The organism is Acinetobacter sp. YH12094 (genome assembly GCF_013419295.1).
GTDB lineage: Bacteria > Pseudomonadota > Gammaproteobacteria > Pseudomonadales > Moraxellaceae > Acinetobacter > Acinetobacter amyesii.
This window is the reverse complement of sequence record NZ_VPAK01000007.1, coordinates 33,520-50,527: the sequence shown is the minus strand read 5'-3', so window position 1 is coordinate 50,527 and position 17,008 is coordinate 33,520. Positions and strand designations below refer to the sequence as shown.

At 38.0% G+C, this 17,008-nt stretch carries 16 protein-coding genes and 1 pseudogene; 5 read left to right on the top strand and 12 right to left on the bottom strand.

Features of this window, described 5'->3' with window-relative positions; genetic code table 11:
* Positions 1-159: 159 nt before the first annotated feature.
* Complete coding sequence (locus tag FTU34_RS07290; protein ID WP_180035227.1) at positions 160-600, top strand: DUF2147 domain-containing protein; 441 nt, start codon at positions 160-162, stop codon at positions 598-600.
* A gap of 86 nt (positions 601-686) precedes the next feature.
* On the opposite strand, the gene FTU34_RS07285 is transcribed toward FTU34_RS07290, so the two are convergent.
* The gene (locus FTU34_RS07285) at positions 687-1,742 is read right to left on the bottom strand and encodes an aromatic ring-hydroxylating dioxygenase subunit alpha (protein WP_180035228.1); all 1,056 of its coding nucleotides are present in this window, start codon (positions 1,740-1,742) and stop codon (positions 687-689) included.
* 248 nt (positions 1,743-1,990) lie between these two features.
* Between FTU34_RS07285 and FTU34_RS07280 the strand changes: the two genes are divergently transcribed.
* On the top strand, positions 1,991-2,920 hold the full coding sequence (locus tag FTU34_RS07280; RefSeq protein WP_078190745.1) for a LysR family transcriptional regulator: 930 nt from the start codon (positions 1,991-1,993) through the stop codon (positions 2,918-2,920).
* A 102-nt stretch (positions 2,921-3,022) separates the two neighbouring features.
* Here the strand turns inward: FTU34_RS07280 and hpxO are convergent, their stop codons facing one another.
* A complete protein-coding gene (gene hpxO, locus FTU34_RS07275) occupies positions 3,023-4,180 on the bottom strand; it encodes an FAD-dependent urate hydroxylase HpxO (protein WP_180035229.1) in 1,158 nt (385 codons plus the stop codon).
* A 208-nt stretch (positions 4,181-4,388) separates the two neighbouring features.
* On the opposite strand from hpxO, the gene alc reads away from it, so the two are divergent.
* Both alc and FTU34_RS07265 read left to right on the top strand, forming a co-directional pair.
* Positions 4,389-5,396, top strand: coding sequence for an allantoicase (alc, locus tag FTU34_RS07270; protein WP_180035230.1), 1,008 nt, complete (start codon positions 4,389-4,391; stop codon positions 5,394-5,396).
* Positions 5,397-5,485: 89 nt separating this feature from the next.
* The gene (locus FTU34_RS07265; RefSeq protein WP_180035231.1) at positions 5,486-5,986 is read left to right on the top strand and encodes an ureidoglycolate lyase; all 501 of its coding nucleotides are present in this window, start codon (positions 5,486-5,488) and stop codon (positions 5,984-5,986) included.
* Positions 5,987-6,093: 107 nt separating this feature from the next.
* On the opposite strand, the pseudogene FTU34_RS07260 reads toward FTU34_RS07265, so the two are convergent.
* The 7 genes and pseudogenes from FTU34_RS07260 to FTU34_RS07230 all read right to left on the bottom strand — a co-directional run.
* Positions 6,094-7,308, bottom strand: a pseudogene (locus tag FTU34_RS07260) (nucleobase:cation symporter-2 family protein); the annotation flags it as partial.
* Between the two features lie 30 nt (positions 7,309-7,338).
* Complete coding sequence (gene uraH, locus FTU34_RS07255) at positions 7,339-7,659, bottom strand: hydroxyisourate hydrolase (protein WP_111886083.1); 321 nt, start codon at positions 7,657-7,659, stop codon at positions 7,339-7,341.
* Positions 7,656-8,159 (bottom strand): 2-oxo-4-hydroxy-4-carboxy-5-ureidoimidazoline decarboxylase, encoded by a 504-nt coding sequence (uraD, locus tag FTU34_RS07250; protein ID WP_180035232.1) that lies wholly within the window; start codon positions 8,157-8,159, stop codon positions 7,656-7,658. Before uraD ends, uraH begins: the two co-directional genes overlap by 4 nt.
* 143 nt (positions 8,160-8,302) lie before the next feature.
* Positions 8,303-9,265 carry an allantoinase PuuE gene (gene puuE, locus FTU34_RS07245; RefSeq protein ID WP_180035233.1) on the bottom strand — a complete coding sequence of 321 codons (963 nt, stop codon included), beginning with the start codon at positions 9,263-9,265 and terminating at the stop codon, positions 8,303-8,305.
* A gap of 97 nt (positions 9,266-9,362) precedes the next feature.
* On the bottom strand, positions 9,363-9,854 hold the full coding sequence (locus tag FTU34_RS07240; RefSeq protein ID WP_180035234.1) for a hypothetical protein: 492 nt from the start codon (positions 9,852-9,854) through the stop codon (positions 9,363-9,365).
* 665 nt (positions 9,855-10,519) lie between these two features.
* Complete coding sequence (locus tag FTU34_RS07235; protein ID WP_180035235.1) at positions 10,520-10,810, bottom strand: hypothetical protein; 291 nt, start codon at positions 10,808-10,810, stop codon at positions 10,520-10,522.
* 79 nt (positions 10,811-10,889) lie between these two features.
* Positions 10,890-11,285, bottom strand: a complete 396-nt coding sequence (locus FTU34_RS07230) for a hypothetical protein (RefSeq protein WP_078193352.1) — start codon at positions 11,283-11,285, stop codon at positions 10,890-10,892.
* A gap of 265 nt (positions 11,286-11,550) precedes the next feature.
* Between FTU34_RS07230 and yddG the strand changes: the two genes are divergently transcribed.
* On the top strand, positions 11,551-12,474 hold the full coding sequence (gene yddG, locus FTU34_RS07225; protein ID WP_180035236.1) for an aromatic amino acid DMT transporter YddG: 924 nt from the start codon (positions 11,551-11,553) through the stop codon (positions 12,472-12,474).
* Positions 12,475-12,497: 23 nt separating this feature from the next.
* Here yddG and FTU34_RS07220 read toward each other — a convergent pair whose 3' ends face one another.
* From FTU34_RS07220 to FTU34_RS07210, 3 genes are all read right to left on the bottom strand, one after another.
* The gene (locus FTU34_RS07220; RefSeq protein WP_180035237.1) at positions 12,498-13,796 is read right to left on the bottom strand and encodes an MgtC/SapB family protein; all 1,299 of its coding nucleotides are present in this window, start codon (positions 13,794-13,796) and stop codon (positions 12,498-12,500) included.
* Between the two features lie 277 nt (positions 13,797-14,073).
* Positions 14,074-14,961, bottom strand: coding sequence for a DMT family transporter (locus FTU34_RS07215; RefSeq protein ID WP_111885468.1), 888 nt, complete (start codon positions 14,959-14,961; stop codon positions 14,074-14,076).
* A 223-nt stretch (positions 14,962-15,184) separates the two neighbouring features.
* A complete protein-coding gene (locus FTU34_RS07210; protein WP_180035238.1) occupies positions 15,185-16,831 on the bottom strand; it encodes a long-chain-fatty-acid--CoA ligase in 1,647 nt (548 codons plus the stop codon).
* Between the last annotated feature and the right edge of the window lie 177 nt (positions 16,832-17,008).

Below are 17,008 nucleotides of genomic sequence, written 5' to 3'. Positions count from 1 at the left end.
AAATCAGTATATAAAATCCACAATATATACTTATTTTTTTGTGAATATAGCCCTTGAAGACAACAAGGCTGATGCTTTGTAATTTTCCAAGTCTTGTGTATCCACCCTTTGGAAGATCAGGGATGCACATCTCTTACTATGTTCAATAGAGGTTCTAAAATGATAAAAACAACTCTTAGCCTAATCGGTTTGTCACTGGTGTCTAGCTTAGCTTTGGCTGCTGATCCATTGCATGGTACTAAATGGAAAACCATCGATGACCAAACCAAAAAACCTTTATCTGTAGTTCAATTTAATGAAACATCAAAGGGCGTTTTATCTGCAAAAATCGTTGATGTACTCATCCCGGGTGAAGCAGAAAACTGCCAAAAATGTGTAGGTAAATTCCACAATAAACCACTACTCGGTGTGCAAATCGTGAATGGTTTGAAAAATACCGGTAAAAATACCTATGACGGCGGTAAAATTACTGACCCGAAAAATGGTAAAACCTATAGTTTCAATGCCAAAATGTCGAATGACGGCAAGACCTTGAATGGTCGTGGCTATATTGGTGTATCTGCGCTTGGACGCAGCCAGACATGGATACGTGTAAACTAATCCGTATCGTACAAATTCAAAAAGCGACTCGATTGAGTCGCTTTTTTTGTATGAAAACCAAGAATGAAATTATTCGAAAATAAAAATTAAACGGTATAACGTTTGCTTAGCCCCCATTCGGCTAATATTCGACGATAGGTTGTCGATGAGCGATCTGCTTCGAAATGCGCCTCCATACTGATATCCAGTGGCAATTCCTCAGGTTTTTGACTTTCCACCATGTCCTGATCTTCAGCAAAAATTTGTGCATTAAAATCATAGACCGCTTGTAAATCGCCTGTGGTATCAAAATTACGAGTTAAAGGCACAAATAAACGGGTTTTATTATGCGATACAGGACAACAGGCATTTAATATTTTTAACACTCCATTTTCAGGAAAATCGATGGTTAAAATTGCAGAAAATGGCGGATAGACATCAAACGTTCTTTTCCATAAAAAATCTTCTGGCGCTAAATGTTGTAAGCCATGCGGATAATTACTCACATCACTAAGATATTCTGTATGTAGTCCATAGTCCGTACGTACTGTCGAATATTTTTGTACTTTAGGATTTTCACGGTCTGCAAAGCTCTCATGATGCACCCATGCGAAATGTGCAACATCAATAAAGCCTTCGAGCTGACGTCCACTTGAACCTCCAATATCTACATAAGGTGGCAATATCGATTGGTGCTGCTCGGTATCCCACGTGTCTAAATCTGGAAAATTGGCCGTAGATTCGTCTCGGTTAAATAAACTGGTCCACACCAATCCATATTTCAATACAACTGGAAATTTAGTTAATGAAAAACGCTCTGAAATTTGAGTCAGCTCTGGCTGTGCGGGAATTTTTACACACCTTCCTGCGCCGTTATAATGTAGACCATGATATGGACAAATGATATCTTCACCCTTGACCCAACCTTTGGTTAATGGCACCCCACGATGTGGACAGATATCACGAACCAAATGAATTTTTCCACTTTCAGTTTGATACAACGCCATTTTTACATCGAGTAATTGCACTTGTTGCGGTTCAATCGAAACATCTTCTACACGTGCAACGGGATACCAATGCTGCGCCAAAATATTCCAGTCGTTAGCATCAAATGTACTGCACTGAGGTTGGGTAAATAAATTGAGTACTGGAATGGCATTCATAGTTCATCTCAACATTTTCAATATTTCTTCAGCATTTAGCATTATCAAGGTTTTGCTAAACCCTTATTTTCTAAGTCGAAATTAATATCTAAACACATTTCTGTCTATTAGAATGATTTGCATAGATTGTTCTGTTTTTTAGAACATTAAGCGTTGATTACTGCTTGATTTGATAAAGCTGGCATGAATATCGCTTAAAATACATAACATTATGATTCGCTGATGACGCGATAGAGATTGAAGCCTGTATGTCGATTACCTTTTCTAGATTTTCTGAATATTTTATGGCGGTTGCACGGACTGGGAGTCTACGCAAAGCTGCTGAACAACTTTTTATTTCAGTCTCGGCAGTACATCGACAAATCGTTTTGGCAGAGGAAGAACTGGGGGTTGCCTTATTTGAACGACTCCCTCAGGGCTTAAAACTGACGCTTGCGGGTGAATTACTGTATGCCGATTTATTAAAATGGCAAAAAGAATATCAACTGACGCGAACTCGATTTGATGAAATCCAAGGCTTAAACCGTGGAAATATTGAAATGGGCTTTATTGCAGCTTTGAATGACAGTTTTGTCGTCGACTGTATTCAAAAGATGGCTGAAACTTATCCGTGGATCAACCTCAACATCAGCATGAATAGCAGTGAAGACATTTCCAGAAAAATCGTCGATGCAGAATTAGATTTTGGCATAATTTTAAATCCCAAAAGCCATAGCCAATTAGAGATTTTATCCTTTATAGAAATTCCGTTAGGCTTTGTGATGTCGCCGCATCATACCTTGGGTGGAATGGATAAAATTTATCTTTCAGATACATTAAATGAACGGCATATTTTACCGAGTGATCCACTCATTATTAGTGAATATGTACAGACTTTATATAAACATCATAAGTTTAGTCCGATTCAAAAGATCGAATGTAATGACATTAGAATGATATTGTCATTGGTTCAACAACAATTAGGCATCAGTTTGATGTCATACATGGATGCTTTGCCACTGCTTGAGAATAATAAGATTATTTTTAAACCGATCCGTGAAAAAGGCTTACACAGTTTGACCATCGCTTTATGTGTCGCATCGAAACGCCAAACCTCTCGAATTTCTCAGATCATGATTAATCTTTTGGTGGAAAAAATGGAAGAAATTAAGATCAATTTAAAATCTTTGAACCCCTAAACCATTATTTAAGTTTTGGGGTCGCAAAACTTTCATAAAAAAAGCCAGTACAAATAAACCGTACTGGTTGCTGAAAGCTAAAGTTTTATTAGTTTATTTTTTTTAATCCAATGGATTACCTACAATATTACTGATAATACCTTTCATAATATGATTGCCTTGTTCCTTACGCAGTTCTGCATACCATTCACGCGTCACACTTTCATCTTTCATATGGGTCACATCACAACGTTTACGCGCTCGCAGAACCAATTCATTGGCACGTTCATTACGTTTATTTTGATAACGACGCAATGAATCTTGTAAGCCTAAAGTATTGATTTGCAAAGAACGAGCTAAATAAATTGCATCTTCCATTGCTTGGCAGCCACCTTGTCCAATATCCGGCGTTGTACTGTGTGCTGCATCACCCACAATCACCACACGACCTTTGTAGAAATCTGCAAAAGGTTCAATATCATGAATTTCTACCCGATTGGTTTTTTGGGCATCTACAGCATCAATTAGCTTTTGCACCGGTTCACACCAGCCCTTAAAGTATTCTTTAAATAAGGCCTTATATTGTGTGCGGTCATTTTCTAAGCCTACTGCCAAAGGTACATCAAAGAAGAAATAGAATCGGTTGTCGGCAACGGGCATCAGCGAAACGCGTTTACCTTCACCTACAAATGTCGTCCATTGATCTGCCGCAGCAAATTCTTCTGAAATGTCGACTAAACCGTTCCAATTGACGTAACCTGCATAGCGGCGCTCAACTTGTTCCCCCAATACATACGCCCGTGTCAATGAATGTGTACCATCGGCGCCAACCAATAAATCAGCCAGAACCTCACTTCCGTCAGCAAAACGCGTGATCACTTGATCGTCTTGTTCTGAGAAGCTCACCATTTTTTTGCCTAGATGAATATTCTCACGACCAAATTCATCCATAAGCATATTTTGTAAGTCAGCACGTGAAACGGGATAAGGTCGCTGTCCAACTTCTTCGATTAAAGGAAACAGACTAAACTGCGTCATAACATCGCCCGTTAAGCCATCAATATAGGCTAAGTGATCCATCTTGCCACCGAGCTTTTCGACTTGTTCGGTTAGCCCCAAATAGTTCAAACATTTGACACCGTTAGACCATAAAGAAATAGCGGCTCCAACAGGTAAAATTTGTTCTGCCTGTTCATAGATGGTTACTTGGTGTCCAAATTTTTTCAAAGCGATCCCTGTCGTTAGGCCCGCCATACCTGCACCAATAATTGTAATGTCCATCTATAACTCCCCTGTGTTTTTTTAAATATCTTTCTCCTAAAAAGCGAAAAGCATGCCATTTTTTCAAACAAGCAATAAAAAATTCTAAAGTTGGCACACGCTGTGCTTCTAAACACGTGTAAATGCTTGTTTTTATCAAATGTTAAATTTTTAACACTGAAAACAAAATGCATATGTTTTAAATGAAAATAGTGAATGGATTTTATATATGGCGACTTTACTCGCACCAAGTTTTGATATTCCTGCACAATTACAGACACTTACAAATTTAGCAGATGACCGTATTGGTGCAAAAATACTTGAATGTTCAGATGATTTTTTTGCAGAAGCAAAACGCATGCTTCAATTTAATGCACCTATCTTTGTCGAAGATAAATTTGATGAGCATGGCAAATGGATGGATGGTTGGGAAACGCGTCGTAAACGCCATGCAGGTTATGATTGGGCAATCATCCAACTCGGTGTTGCTGGTCGAATTCAAGCCTTAGATATTGATACAACATTCTTTACAGGGAATTATCCAGCTTCCGCATCAGTTGAAGCCTGTTTTGCTCCGAATGGCGAGCTAGCACAGGCAGCTTGGGTCAATATCTTAGACAATACTGTATTGGGCCCGAGCCAACACCATATATTGAAGGTCTCAACTGATCAGGTTTTTACCCATGTACGTTTAAATATATATCCAGACGGTGGTATTGCACGATTTAAAGTCTATGGTGAAGTTCAGGTTCAAATTCAAGACAGGACGAGCACATTAGACCTCGCTGCACTAGAAAATGGTGGACGTGTTATTGCTTATAGTGATGCTCATTTTGGACATCCCCGAAACTTAATTAAACCTGGCCGTGGCATCAATATGGGAGATGGTTGGGAAACGAAACGTCGCCGTGCACCAGGTTTTGACTGGTGTATTTTGGCTTTGGGTCAATCTGGTGCAATAGAGAAAATTGATATTGATACTGCCCATTTTAAAGGCAACTTCCCTGCGCAGGTTTCCATACAAGCGATCTATGTAGAAGATGCCACTGACCCTCAACTGATTCCGCAAAGTATGTTCTGGCCGTTTTTACTCGATGCACAAGACATGCAGATGGATCATATTCATAGCTTCGTTAGTGAGATTTTAAAGCATGAAAAAATATCGCATATCCGCATCAATATGATTCCTGACGGGGGAATTAGTCGCATACGGTTATGGGGAAAAATACATCCTTAATTGCTGTGTTAATCAAATAGGAAGCCTTCGTGCTTCCTATGTGTATGGTTTCAATTTTTTTAATTAAATACCCTATAAGATATCTAAACATGACTCACAGCATAAAAATACAAGCTCTAAGTATTGAAGGCTTTGCGCCTTTTGGTGAGGTTATTTGTACGACTGGACATGATTTTTTCCACATCAATGACGCACATACAGAGCGATATCATGCCCTCGTAGAAACAGAAATTTCAGGTGATGCGGTTGCTGGAATTAGCCTCTTTAGAAATATCAAAACGACTGAGTTGCCTTTTACGATTTCGATGTTGGAGCGTCATCCCAACGGCTCGCAAGCTTTTATTCCAATGCAAGCACAGGCTTTTTTAGTGGTTGTTGCACCTGCGTTAGATGATCACAGTCCCGATCTTACACAGCTATATGCTTTCATTACTGATGGTAGCCAAGGAGTCAATTATCGTGCAGGAACATGGCATCATCCTCTCCTAACACTCGAAGCACCGAGTAGCTTTGCCGTTATCGATCGTATTGGCGCTGGGCATAATTGTGATGTGTTTCAGTTCCCAACGCCTATTCACATTTCAAATTAATGTATTTTTAGCTTAAATACTTAGAGTTCAATAGACTAAAAATCACTTAACCATCTGTTAATACATAATTAATTTCATCTCTTGATATTATTTAATTTAAACAATTTCGGGAAGTGTGCATAGAAAGAATGATCGATAATTGGAATCATCCCTGCTGCAATTGCCGTCGCAACAATGATGAGGTTCTTTTGCTCGTTATAGTCAATTTTCGCCAAGGTACGAATACCACTTGCTGCGACCGTTCCAAACAAAACTAAACCAGCCCCACCTAATACAGGGACTGGAATCGCTGCAATCAGTCGCCCCATAATTGGCAGAACGCCTAATACGACTAAAATCATTCCACCCGCTGCGACAACAAAGCGACTTTTCACGCCTGTAATCGCTACTAAACCGACATTTTGTGCAAAAGCACTTTGCATGAATGAGCCGAAGATTGGTGCTGCTGCACTAGATAGCATATCTGCACGTAAGCCATTGGTAATGCGCTCAGCATTCACTTTAGTACCAACAATTTCCCCAACGGCAATAATGTCAGCCGTCGTTTCAGTCATAATCACTAAAGTCACAATCAGCATGGCAATAATGGCACTTAACTCAAAAGTTGGCATACCGAAAGCAAAGAAGCTTGGAAATTGAATCCAGTTACCATGTGCAACTTTAGAAAAATCGCCAAAGCCAAAGGCATAAGCCAGCACTGTACCGAAGACGATGGCTAACAAAATAGATAAACGTCGGATGGTTGCATTACGGGTTAAGTTCAGTGCAATCACAATACCCAAAGTCAAAAATGCCAAGCTGATGTTCTCAGCACTTCCCCAGTCTGGTGCTTTATTATTGCCCCCCATCATCCAGCGTACCGCTACAGGCAACAATGAAAGACCAATTACGGTGATCACACAGCCAGTCACAATCGGTGGGAAAAACCGAATAATTTTTGAAAAATAAGGTGCTAGGAAAAAGCCAATTAGGGATGCAACAATCACCGCGCCATAAACAGCAGAAAGCCCACCGCCTGCGGTTACTATGGCAATCATCGTCGCCACACCTGCAAATGAAACACCTTGTACTAAGGGTAATTTTGCACCGATATATTTCACACCTACGGTTTGTAGTATGGTCGCCAAGCCACCGACAAAAAGCGCCGCCGCAATCAATAAACCGATTTGCGCAGGTTCAAGTCCCGCGGCTGTACCAATAATCAATGGCGGAGCGATAATACCGCCATACATGGTTAATACATGCTGTAGTCCATAGGCAAGGCTTTTCCCTGCGCCTAAATATTCATGTTCTGGTGAATCTGTTTTATCTTGTTCTGTCATTTTTATATCCCCTATTTTTTAACTTTGCTCTTAGCTGCCACGATACGTTGAATATGCAAATGGGCTAATGAGTAAAGGAATATGAAAATGCTGCGAGGCATCTTTTACATAAAAATGAATCACAGCTTTTGGAAAAAAGGTTTCGGTATTTAAAGTCTGAAAATATTCAGCAGTCGCAAATTCAAGGCTATAAGCCCCTGCTGTAAAGTCCTTCAGCGCAAAATCATTAACGCGACCATCAGCATTGGTTTGGGCAGAACCCAACAACTTACCTTCCGCATTAAATAATTGAATGCTGACGTTTGCGGCGGGTTTGCCTAGATTGGTATCTAAAATATGTGAGCTAATCATGTGCTAAGCTCCTGTTTTAATCTTAATAAGGCAATTTCAGCCAATTGATGATGAACAATTCGTTTTTCAGTTTCAGGATCATTCAATAATCGATATTGCAGTGCCTGTAGTACATCTTCACTACTGAGGCCAGAAGCTTTGATTAAAAAGAGATAACCATACTTTTTCTCATACGCGATATTACCTTTGAGCAATGCAAATTGAGTTTCTTCATCTGCTGAAATTTCAGACTGTTCTCGATTAGAAAATTGTTGTTCCACACTACTTAATTCAGCCTGTGCCTTTTTTTCACCAATCCGTGGATGGTTATCTAGAGCATTTTTGATTTCATCCCAAGTCCAAGCATTTGCAGCTTTTACTGCTTGCTCTATGATTTGCGTGACAGAGGTATAAGGACGCTGCGCCACAATGTGTTCTGCCCAGCCTTCAATTTGCACACAGTGCTTTAAAAAAGTTTTTACATCTGCTTCGGATGCTTTATTAAATTCAACAAGTTGCACTATAAAATCGCCTAAAATTATTGAATGATTGTTCAAATTTAGTTTTGCAATATCAGTGCCAACCTAGGTCTATGATGTCAGTTACCTAAGTCCAGGCCTAAAAAAAGAGGAGCTAAGCTCCTCTTTATCCAAATATTTTTTTATTAGACTGCATGATGTGTATACCAATGTTCCGCGATATCACCACGGCGACAGATCCAGACTTTTTCATGTGATTGCACATAATCTAAGAATCGTTGTAGTGCTTTAAAACGGCCTGGTCGCCCTAAAATACGACAATGCATCCCAATCGATAACATTTTTGGCGCGCTTTCACCTTCTTCATATAGCACATCAAAAGCATCTTTAAGATATTGATAAAACTGTTCACCACTGTTAAAACCACCCGGTGAACAAAACTTCATATCATTGCTTTCAAGTGTATAAGGAATAATTAAATGTGGACGGGTTCGACCATTTTCATTCGTCAAACGACTCCAAAAAGGCAGGTCATCACCATAGTGATCGCAGTCATATTTAATTTGCGGAAATTCAGCCAATAGCTGACGTGTGTTGGGACTGTCACGCCCTGTGTACCAGCCAATAGGCGTCTTTCCAAATAAAGCTTCAAGCACACTAATCGCTTGATCCATGTGCTGACATTCTAGCTCTATCGGCATATCCTGATAATGTAACCAGCGTTGACCATGTGAAACGACATCATAATTGGCTTGTTTGATCGCTTCGACAATATAAGGATTGCGCGCTAAAGCCATACCAACGCCAAAGACTGTCATGGGTAAATCACGTTTTTTAAATTCTTCATGAATCCGCCAAAAACCGGCTCTAGAGCCATATTCATACATCGAGTCCATCGACATATGTTTGGCAGGAAAACTGGCCGCTCCAATAATATCGGATAAGAATTGTTCTGATCCTGCATCCCCATGTTCGATGTGATTTTCCCCACCTTCTTCATAGTTCAACACAAACTGCACTGCGATACGTGCCTGATTAGGCCATACGACTTGAGGTACATCGCCATGATATCCAATTAGGTCTCTGGAATAATCCTGTTGTTGGATCTGGTCAATTAAGTTTTGTCCACGTAAGTAGCCTGTAGTCACTTCAACTTCCTAATTTGTTATATCAAACAGTAAAAAAATTAGGTAGAAGCAAGCAAATTATGCGCCAATGTCATAGATGGCTAAATAGCTTTTCATATCAATGACCATTGCCATTTTTTAAAATATTGAATGGTTGCCCTGAATCATCTGCAATGATTGAAATTTGCCAAATTTCATCTATTTCTGGAAAATTCTGATGCAATTGATCAATGAAATAGTAATAACCTGGTGTATTTTCCGTAATATAAATGATTGTATTTGAACACAATATATAGAGTTGAATCTCATCAATGGTTCCAATATTTTGGCGTATGACATCTATACTTTGAATATCTTTCCATAATATAGTTTTTGTGCTTATTTCAGGTCCAGTTATAGTGTATGTGAAACCATCATTAAAATATTCAAAATCACCTTTATACTGTCTTAGACTCTCAAATTCAATTGTTTTATTTTTTATATCTTGTTTTAAATCAATTGAATCTACAAACCAAATATGAGGATGACAAATTATTGCATTCCAAATAATAAAAATACAAAGTGTAAAAAACCATATATTAGCTGTAATTACTATCGTAAGTACTGCCAATATAAATAAGATAAAACCCAAATTTAGGTTTAAAAAAAAATATAGTTGAAGTTCTTATTGGTAGTTGTACTTTTATTGGCAACTGCTTGAATAAAATATTACCATCATTCAATTTTTCGTTATATTTAAAGTAAAAAAAAATTGCCAGTATTAAGAATGACATTAAACTAATGAATGTAAAATGTTTTTCCCATATTTGCCAATTAGATAAAAAATATATAAAAATGACCATAAATATTGAAATTGAACAATACATCGTAAGTAAGGAATTTAAAAAAATATGCATTCTCATTGTTTGTTTAATCTAGTAATTTTTTAATGGTATAACTATACTTAATTATTGATAAATTTAAAGCGTCATGATCAAATATTCTTTGTAAAATCAACACACCTAACTCTGAAAATTAATTTATATTCATAAGTCACTTTCACTCAGTTCCAAATAAAAGATTCAAACAATAAGATTGGCTAGCAATTGATTAATCCATGCTTTGGAGAAAACAAAAGATTTTGATTAGGCCCACCTCATATCCAAGTAACTTACTTAATTTTTAGTGACTTATGGTGGTCTGCCTTAAGAATCTTTATGCAATAGAGCTATAAACGAGCAAAACTATACAAAATATTAAAAAAAATATTTACTCATAATTTTTAAATTTTACTCTTCACTCAACAATGCAATATATTGAAAATAAATAAATTACAAAAATATAGATAAACCTAATATAATATTCATAAACTTCACTTTCTTTTTTTATTTTCCCGATCAACAAATAACTCCCATTATAAATTAGATCAACAAAAATAATAAAAAAAACTACTGCACCAATAAAACTCCAGAAACCTATTCCAAAAAAGTAATACTTTATTGAAAAAATCAAAAACTCAATAATAAAAAAAATAGCTATAATTAGCCTTTTATAATCTTGATAAACTCTAATTACAAATTTATCCATTATTATTCCTTTTTAAACTAACGATCCATCTCATTACGAACTGCATCATTACTTTACTTCTTCAGTAGACATCAATTATTTAATACACATCACGGCGGTAACGACCTGCTTTACGCAGTGTATGCAGTTGTTCAATGCCCAGTATCTCTTGCAAAGTGGCATCTACCGCTTTAGCCATATTCAAACTGCCGCAGATATAGAGACAAGCCCCTTGCTCTAGCCAATCAATCAATTCAGCTTTTTTTACAACTAGGACATCTTGCACATACTTTTCAGCAAATCCATCACGAGAAAATACCCGATCGATTTCTGCAATTTTACCTTGGTTTTGTAATTCATGCAGTTCATCAGCAAAAATTGCATCGAAAGCTTGTTGACGCTCACCATAAATTAACCAGTTTTGATAGTGCTCTGTTGCGACACGTTGCTTAAGATGTGAAAGCAAACCCGCCATTCCTGAGCCATTGCCAATCATAATTACCGACTTAACGCCCTCTGCTAAGTCAAAATTTGGATTCGCACGAATATAGGCATGAATACATTGTCCAAGTTTTAAATCTTGTGTTAATAAACCAGAACCTAAACCTAGTTCATCGCCATGCTGCTCTTGACGTACGACGAGCTCTAAATCTTTTTAATTAAATAGAGTTTGATAATTTCACGCTTATACTAAACGACTGAATAAAGACTATAATAAAAATTAAAAATTCATTCGCCATTTGCGAAATCTTCGAGCAATCATGTCCAAAAATCTTGCAACGCTGATTGGATTCAGTGCAATCTTACAATGGTCTTCTATTGTTGGTTTACTTAAGAAAATTAGTTTCAGTATTGGCCCTGATCTTGCTGTGCTCTTTATGTATACCTTGAGCGCAATTATTCTATTGCTCTTATTTAAAATTCCAAACCTTAAACTAGTTCCGCGCCAATTTTTGATATACGCCACCCTTTTATTTGTGATTTATGAGTTGTGTTTTTCGTATGCCATTGCTCTGGCTCAAACTGCTCAACAAGCGATTGAAATCAGTTTAGTTAATTATTTATGGCCGAGTCTGACAATTGCCGCGTTAATCTTATTTAAAGAATTAAAATTTAACTTTTTCGTAATCATTGGTTTAGCCATTTGTTTGGGTGGCATTATTTTGATCCAAACGGGTAATGGAAGTTTTAACTGGTCTACAGTCTTTACGAACATTCAGTCCAATCCATTAAGCTATTTTCTTGCTTTTATGGGAGCGAGTTTATGGTCACTCTACTGTGTGATTACACGTAAATACAGTCTTGGACATAACCCTATTTCATTCTTTTTCGTCGTGATCACGATTATGCTATGGCTAAAAATGTTGATATTTCACGGTATTCCGCGAATGCCTGCCGTAGACTTACATACCGGTATGTATATGTTGACCGTGTCCATTGTAACCGCTTTGGGTTATGCAGCGTGGAATGTAGGTATTATTAAAGGCAATATTACGATATTGGTGACTTTATCGTATTTTAGTCCGATTTTTTCTTCGGTTATTTCAATGTTTATATTACAGACACCACTGAGTTTAAGTTTTTGGCATGGTGCCATTTTGGTGACATTAGGTTCGCTGGTATGTTGGATTTCAACCAGTTGGCCACAAATTAAAGCCAGGTTAATGCAATTGCGCCATGAATAATAAGAAGCAGTCCCTTGGCTCATTTATCTTAAACTGAATAGCAAAACCGCGATTAGGCACAGCATATGAAGTAACTGTGTTGGTGCAAAATATAGAAAATATTTCCAGCCACCTGTGAGAAATGCATTCACACATTTTGAAATCGCATGGGCTGATAATCCAATCACCACAGCATAAACCAATGTTAAATTGTCGATATTACCTTGCATCACCACGGTTGCCATAGCTGCATGGACTTCAAAGAGTGATGCTAATAATGTCCCTAAAATTAAGCCTTTATCACCTAAAGCGAGATTTAATCCATAAACAATTGCTTGGATTAAAGTAAGCGTGATGGCAATGATTGCCGCCTGTTTTAAGCTAAACATTCGACTATCAGTATTTTCTAACGGCACTGTTTCATTCGCCTCTACACGAAGCATTTCAGGTTCTGACTCTTTATTATGCTGAACTTGAGATGAGCCATAAATCAGATATAACGCAGCAAGGACCAATATCAAGATGCCGACGATACTTGGTATAACTAATATTTTAAACCAAGCAAAACTCACCCCAAGGACAATGATCAAAAGTTGAACCAATGTCGCAACACATGAAAAAAGTCCTGCCCCTGCATTACTTTTGGCACTGGCTTTTCCTGCTCGCACTTCCATGCCTAAGCTTGCGATCGTTGCTGTGCTTGACACAAAACCAGATGCCAAGGCCGATAAAATAATCGCTTTATCAGAAGATAGTAGCCGCTTGGCGATGTGCGCTAATGACTGCACCACCAAGATCAAAATCAGTAATTTTAAAATCACATAGGGATTTAATACTGAACCCCAATAGGCTTGATTCGGCGTTAAAGGTAAGGCAATTAGGATCAATGCCAGTAAAAAGACTCCATCTCTTAACTCATAGTCTTTGATCCAATGTGCTGCAAAATGATGTAAGCCTTTTTTTCCAACTAATATGAGGGTCAGCACCACAGCCAAACACGCAGCCAATGAAATATTAAATACACAAGCAGCGCCGATTAAATAGGTCATAACAAAAGCAAGTTCTGTGGTTGTGCCAATATCTTGTTTTTGCTGGCTTAATCCATAATAGCTAAACATACTGACGACAATTGCACCGATCACACCAACAGCTAAATGGATTAAAAAACACAATGCTCCAAACAGCGCACAAATGGTAAATGAGCGTAAACCGGCAAAGCTCTGTTCACTGTCCAAATTGTTGTTACGTTGACGCTCCAAACCGATGAGCAATCCACAGCCTAAAGCCGAAGCTAAAATAGTTAACAATGCGGGGAAGGATAAAGTTTGTATGAGTATTTCCAAATTTAAGCCCTCCCATCAATACATTGTTTATTTTGGCAATATAAATAAAAAATAATAAAAAAATTTAACGCTAAAATTTGAAAAATAAATATATAGATTGAACAACTTAAGCATTTTCAATCATGTTCAAAGTTTAGTCATTCTTTAAATCATAAACAATTCCATGATAAATATCCTAGTGGACATCAAATATTTCTCATCTTTTAATTAAAAAAATATTCGAAAATCTGACTTAAATTCGGACTTTTTTTACCTTCATGTCTGTTTAAAGCACACATTAAGCCCAAATCACCATAATGGCCGCAATCACCACTAAGGCTAATCCCCAATGATCGGTTCTTGCGAGTTTTTCCTTAAAGAAATATGCAGAGATTAAGAGGCTAAATAAGATTTCGATTTGACCTAAGGTTTTGACAATCGCAACCGTTTGCATACTCATAGCAGTAAACCAGCCCAAAGACGCTAGAAAGCTACAGACACTAACGCGAAAGGTCAGACCGACTCTATCCCACATGGCAATGAGCGTTTTACGGCTAAATAGACTGAGGTACAGCAGCATAATCACACATTGAAAGCCAATTACACTCAACAACACCCATGCCGCACGATGCAAAGTCGGTAAATCACTTAGCTCTAAACTGGCTTCACGAACCAATAAAGAGGTAATTGCAAAACTTAATCCACTACCTACACCGATGCATAACGTTGGCAGAGATAATTTTTGTCGTTGAGAACCTTTGCTTAAAAGAAAAACGGCAACACCACCAACCAAAACACCAATCCAACCAAATAAACTTAAATGTTCACTTAAGAAAATCACCCCAACAATGGCCGCAAATATCGCTTCACTTTTCGCTAAACCAACACCAATGGCATAATTCTTTTGTTTAAAAAGCAAGACCATTAAAATCGTCGCTAAAATTTGACTTAGTCCTGCAATCACCACATAGACCCAAAACATAGTTGTAAATGTGGTCACCTGAGTCACAGGCTGTTGTTGGTACAGCACATATAAATAAATGCAGGCAAATGGGAGCCCAAAAATAAACCGTGCAAGGGTGACACCATACACATCAACAGTGGTACTGAGTTGTTTTTGAAATGCATTGCGCCATGACTGCATAAAAGCAGCCATTAAAGTGAATAAGATCCAAACTGGAAACATAAGAAAGGTGTTTTAACGGTGGATGCCTCATCAATTTACGCTTTTATTGAATTGAATGCGACCCAACACGGCTAGATTATTCATTGAACTTGGTTATGGATTCGTTGAAAAAAATTTATTTAAAAACCTCATATTAAGCATATGGTATTTATCAAAATTTAAGTTTTTATAAAAAAGCGCAAAGGCATGTTGCCTTTGCGTTTTACTCCTTACCAACATTTAGTTAGTGACTTATATTAAGTTGGCTTTGTAGTAATACAGCACCAAATTGCTCACGTAGATCTTTCTTCAGCATTTTACCTGTTCCACTCAATGGAATAGCATCCACGAAAATCACTTTATCTGGCACCTGCCATTTAGCGACTTTATCTGCATAATAATCCAAAATTTCTGTATCAGATAAATCGACATCTGGCTTTTTAATTGCAATCAAAACAGGACGCTCATCCCATTTCGGATGGGTTGCTGCAATCACTGCCGCCATTGCAATTTTAGGATGTCCCATAGCTAAATTTTCTAACTCAACGGAAGAAATCCATTCACCGCCCGATTTGATCAAATCTTTTGAACGGTCACTAATTTTTAAGAAACCATCTTCGTTCAGGGTTGCAATATCCCCGGTATCAAACCAACCATCTGAGGTTAATGCAGATTCTGTTTTGCCAAAGTAATTGCCAATAATCCAATGCCCTTGGATCTGTAAATTACCCGTCGTTTCGCCATCACGTGCAACTTCGTGTGTACCGTTTTCTTCATCGGTAATACGTAAATCGACCCCAAATGGTGGACGACCTTGTGACAATCGTACTTGTAATTGTTCTTCTTCAGATAATAACAAATGTTTGGCTTTAAATTGGTTTGAAGAACCTAATGGACTGGTTTCAGTCATCCCCCAAGCATGAATCGTTTCACAGTTAAATTGTTCTTTAAAGACTTTCAACATCGCAGGTGGGCAAGCAGATCCACCCACCACATTTCGCACTAAACTTTGGAGCTGACTGCCCGCTTGCTGCGCAGCATTGATTAATCCCTGCCAAATTGTTGGAACACCCAATGCAACGGATACTTTATAGTCATCAATCATTTGTGTCAGGCTCGCACCATCTAAACCTGGGCCTGGCAGCACTAAAGTACATCCCACCATTGCCGCAGCATATGGCGTACCCCATGCATTGACATGGAACATCGGTACAACGGGCATCATAATATCTCGCGCTGAGATATTTAATGAATCCGGCATACAAATCGCATAACTGTGTAAGACTGTTGAACGATGGCTATACAACACGCCTTTCGGATTGCCTGTGGTACCCGAGGTATAACATAAAGAACTAGCCGATAATTCATTTAATTCTGGCCATGTATAGTCTGCAGATTGCGCCGCGATGAGTTCATCATAAAACTTCACATCGGGCACCGCTTCAACAATCGCTGCATCTGGTGCATCTAAACAAATAAAATGTTCAACAGATTTTAATAAAGGTTTTACTGCTTTGATTAAAGGCAAAAAGGTTTTATCAAATAACATCACGCGGTCTGCGGCATCATTGATGATAAAAATTAATTGTTCTGGAAATAAACGCGGATTAATGGTGTGACAAACATAGCCGCTACCTGAAATAGCGTACCAAGACTCTAAATGACGGTGGTTATTCCAAGCGATGGTCGCAACACGATCCCCTAAATTTAAACCGAGAGATGCAAGAACATTAGCAAATCGTTTTGAATTTTTATGAACATCACCCCAAGTGGTTTTCGTAATCGTCGTGTCTGTATTTTTTGAAATGACTAAACTATCCGCATGATAGCGACCCGCATGTTCAATCATGCTACTAATCAAAAGCGGTTTAAACATCATATTACCAAGCATTCTTTGCTCCCACATTCATCCATATTGAGTTGTTGTTTTTCCGCACTGTCCTGCAGATTTTTTAAAACTTTGTACCATGTCAAAAGTGATTGTTCTTTATCGACAAGGTTGAAAGCAGTAGATATGAAACGCATATCCAAAACTGATTCTTATGTTTTAACCTTAATTGATTTTAGA

What these genes read in the sequence shown, in the direction of transcription:
- FTU34_RS07210 (WP_180035238.1), bottom strand. Translation starts at nt 16,831, where the DNA reads ATGCTTGGTAATATGATGTTTAAACCGCTTTTGATTAGTAGCATGATT.
- yddG (WP_180035236.1), top strand. Translation starts at nt 11,551, where the DNA reads ATGTCCAAAAATCTTGCAACGCTGATTGGATTCAGTGCAATCTTACAA.
- FTU34_RS07285 (WP_180035228.1), bottom strand. Translation starts at nt 1,742, where the DNA reads ATGAATGCCATTCCAGTACTCAATTTATTTACCCAACCTCAGTGCAGT.
- FTU34_RS07235 (WP_180035235.1), bottom strand. Translation starts at nt 10,810, where the DNA reads ATGGATAAATTTGTAATTAGAGTTTATCAAGATTATAAAAGGCTAATT.
- FTU34_RS07265 (WP_180035231.1), top strand. Translation starts at nt 5,486, where the DNA reads ATGACTCACAGCATAAAAATACAAGCTCTAAGTATTGAAGGCTTTGCG.
- FTU34_RS07280 (WP_078190745.1), top strand. Translation starts at nt 1,991, where the DNA reads ATGTCGATTACCTTTTCTAGATTTTCTGAATATTTTATGGCGGTTGCA.
- alc (WP_180035230.1), top strand. Translation starts at nt 4,389, where the DNA reads ATGGCGACTTTACTCGCACCAAGTTTTGATATTCCTGCACAATTACAG.
- FTU34_RS07215 (WP_111885468.1), bottom strand. Translation starts at nt 14,961, where the DNA reads ATGTTTCCAGTTTGGATCTTATTCACTTTAATGGCTGCTTTTATGCAG.
- FTU34_RS07290 (WP_180035227.1), top strand. Translation starts at nt 160, where the DNA reads ATGATAAAAACAACTCTTAGCCTAATCGGTTTGTCACTGGTGTCTAGC.
- hpxO (WP_180035229.1), bottom strand. Translation starts at nt 4,180, where the DNA reads ATGGACATTACAATTATTGGTGCAGGTATGGCGGGCCTAACGACAGGG.
- FTU34_RS07230 (WP_078193352.1), bottom strand. Translation starts at nt 11,285, where the DNA reads ATGATTGGCAATGGCTCAGGAATGGCGGGTTTGCTTTCACATCTTAAG.
- uraH (WP_111886083.1), bottom strand. Translation starts at nt 7,659, where the DNA reads ATGATTAGCTCACATATTTTAGATACCAATCTAGGCAAACCCGCCGCA.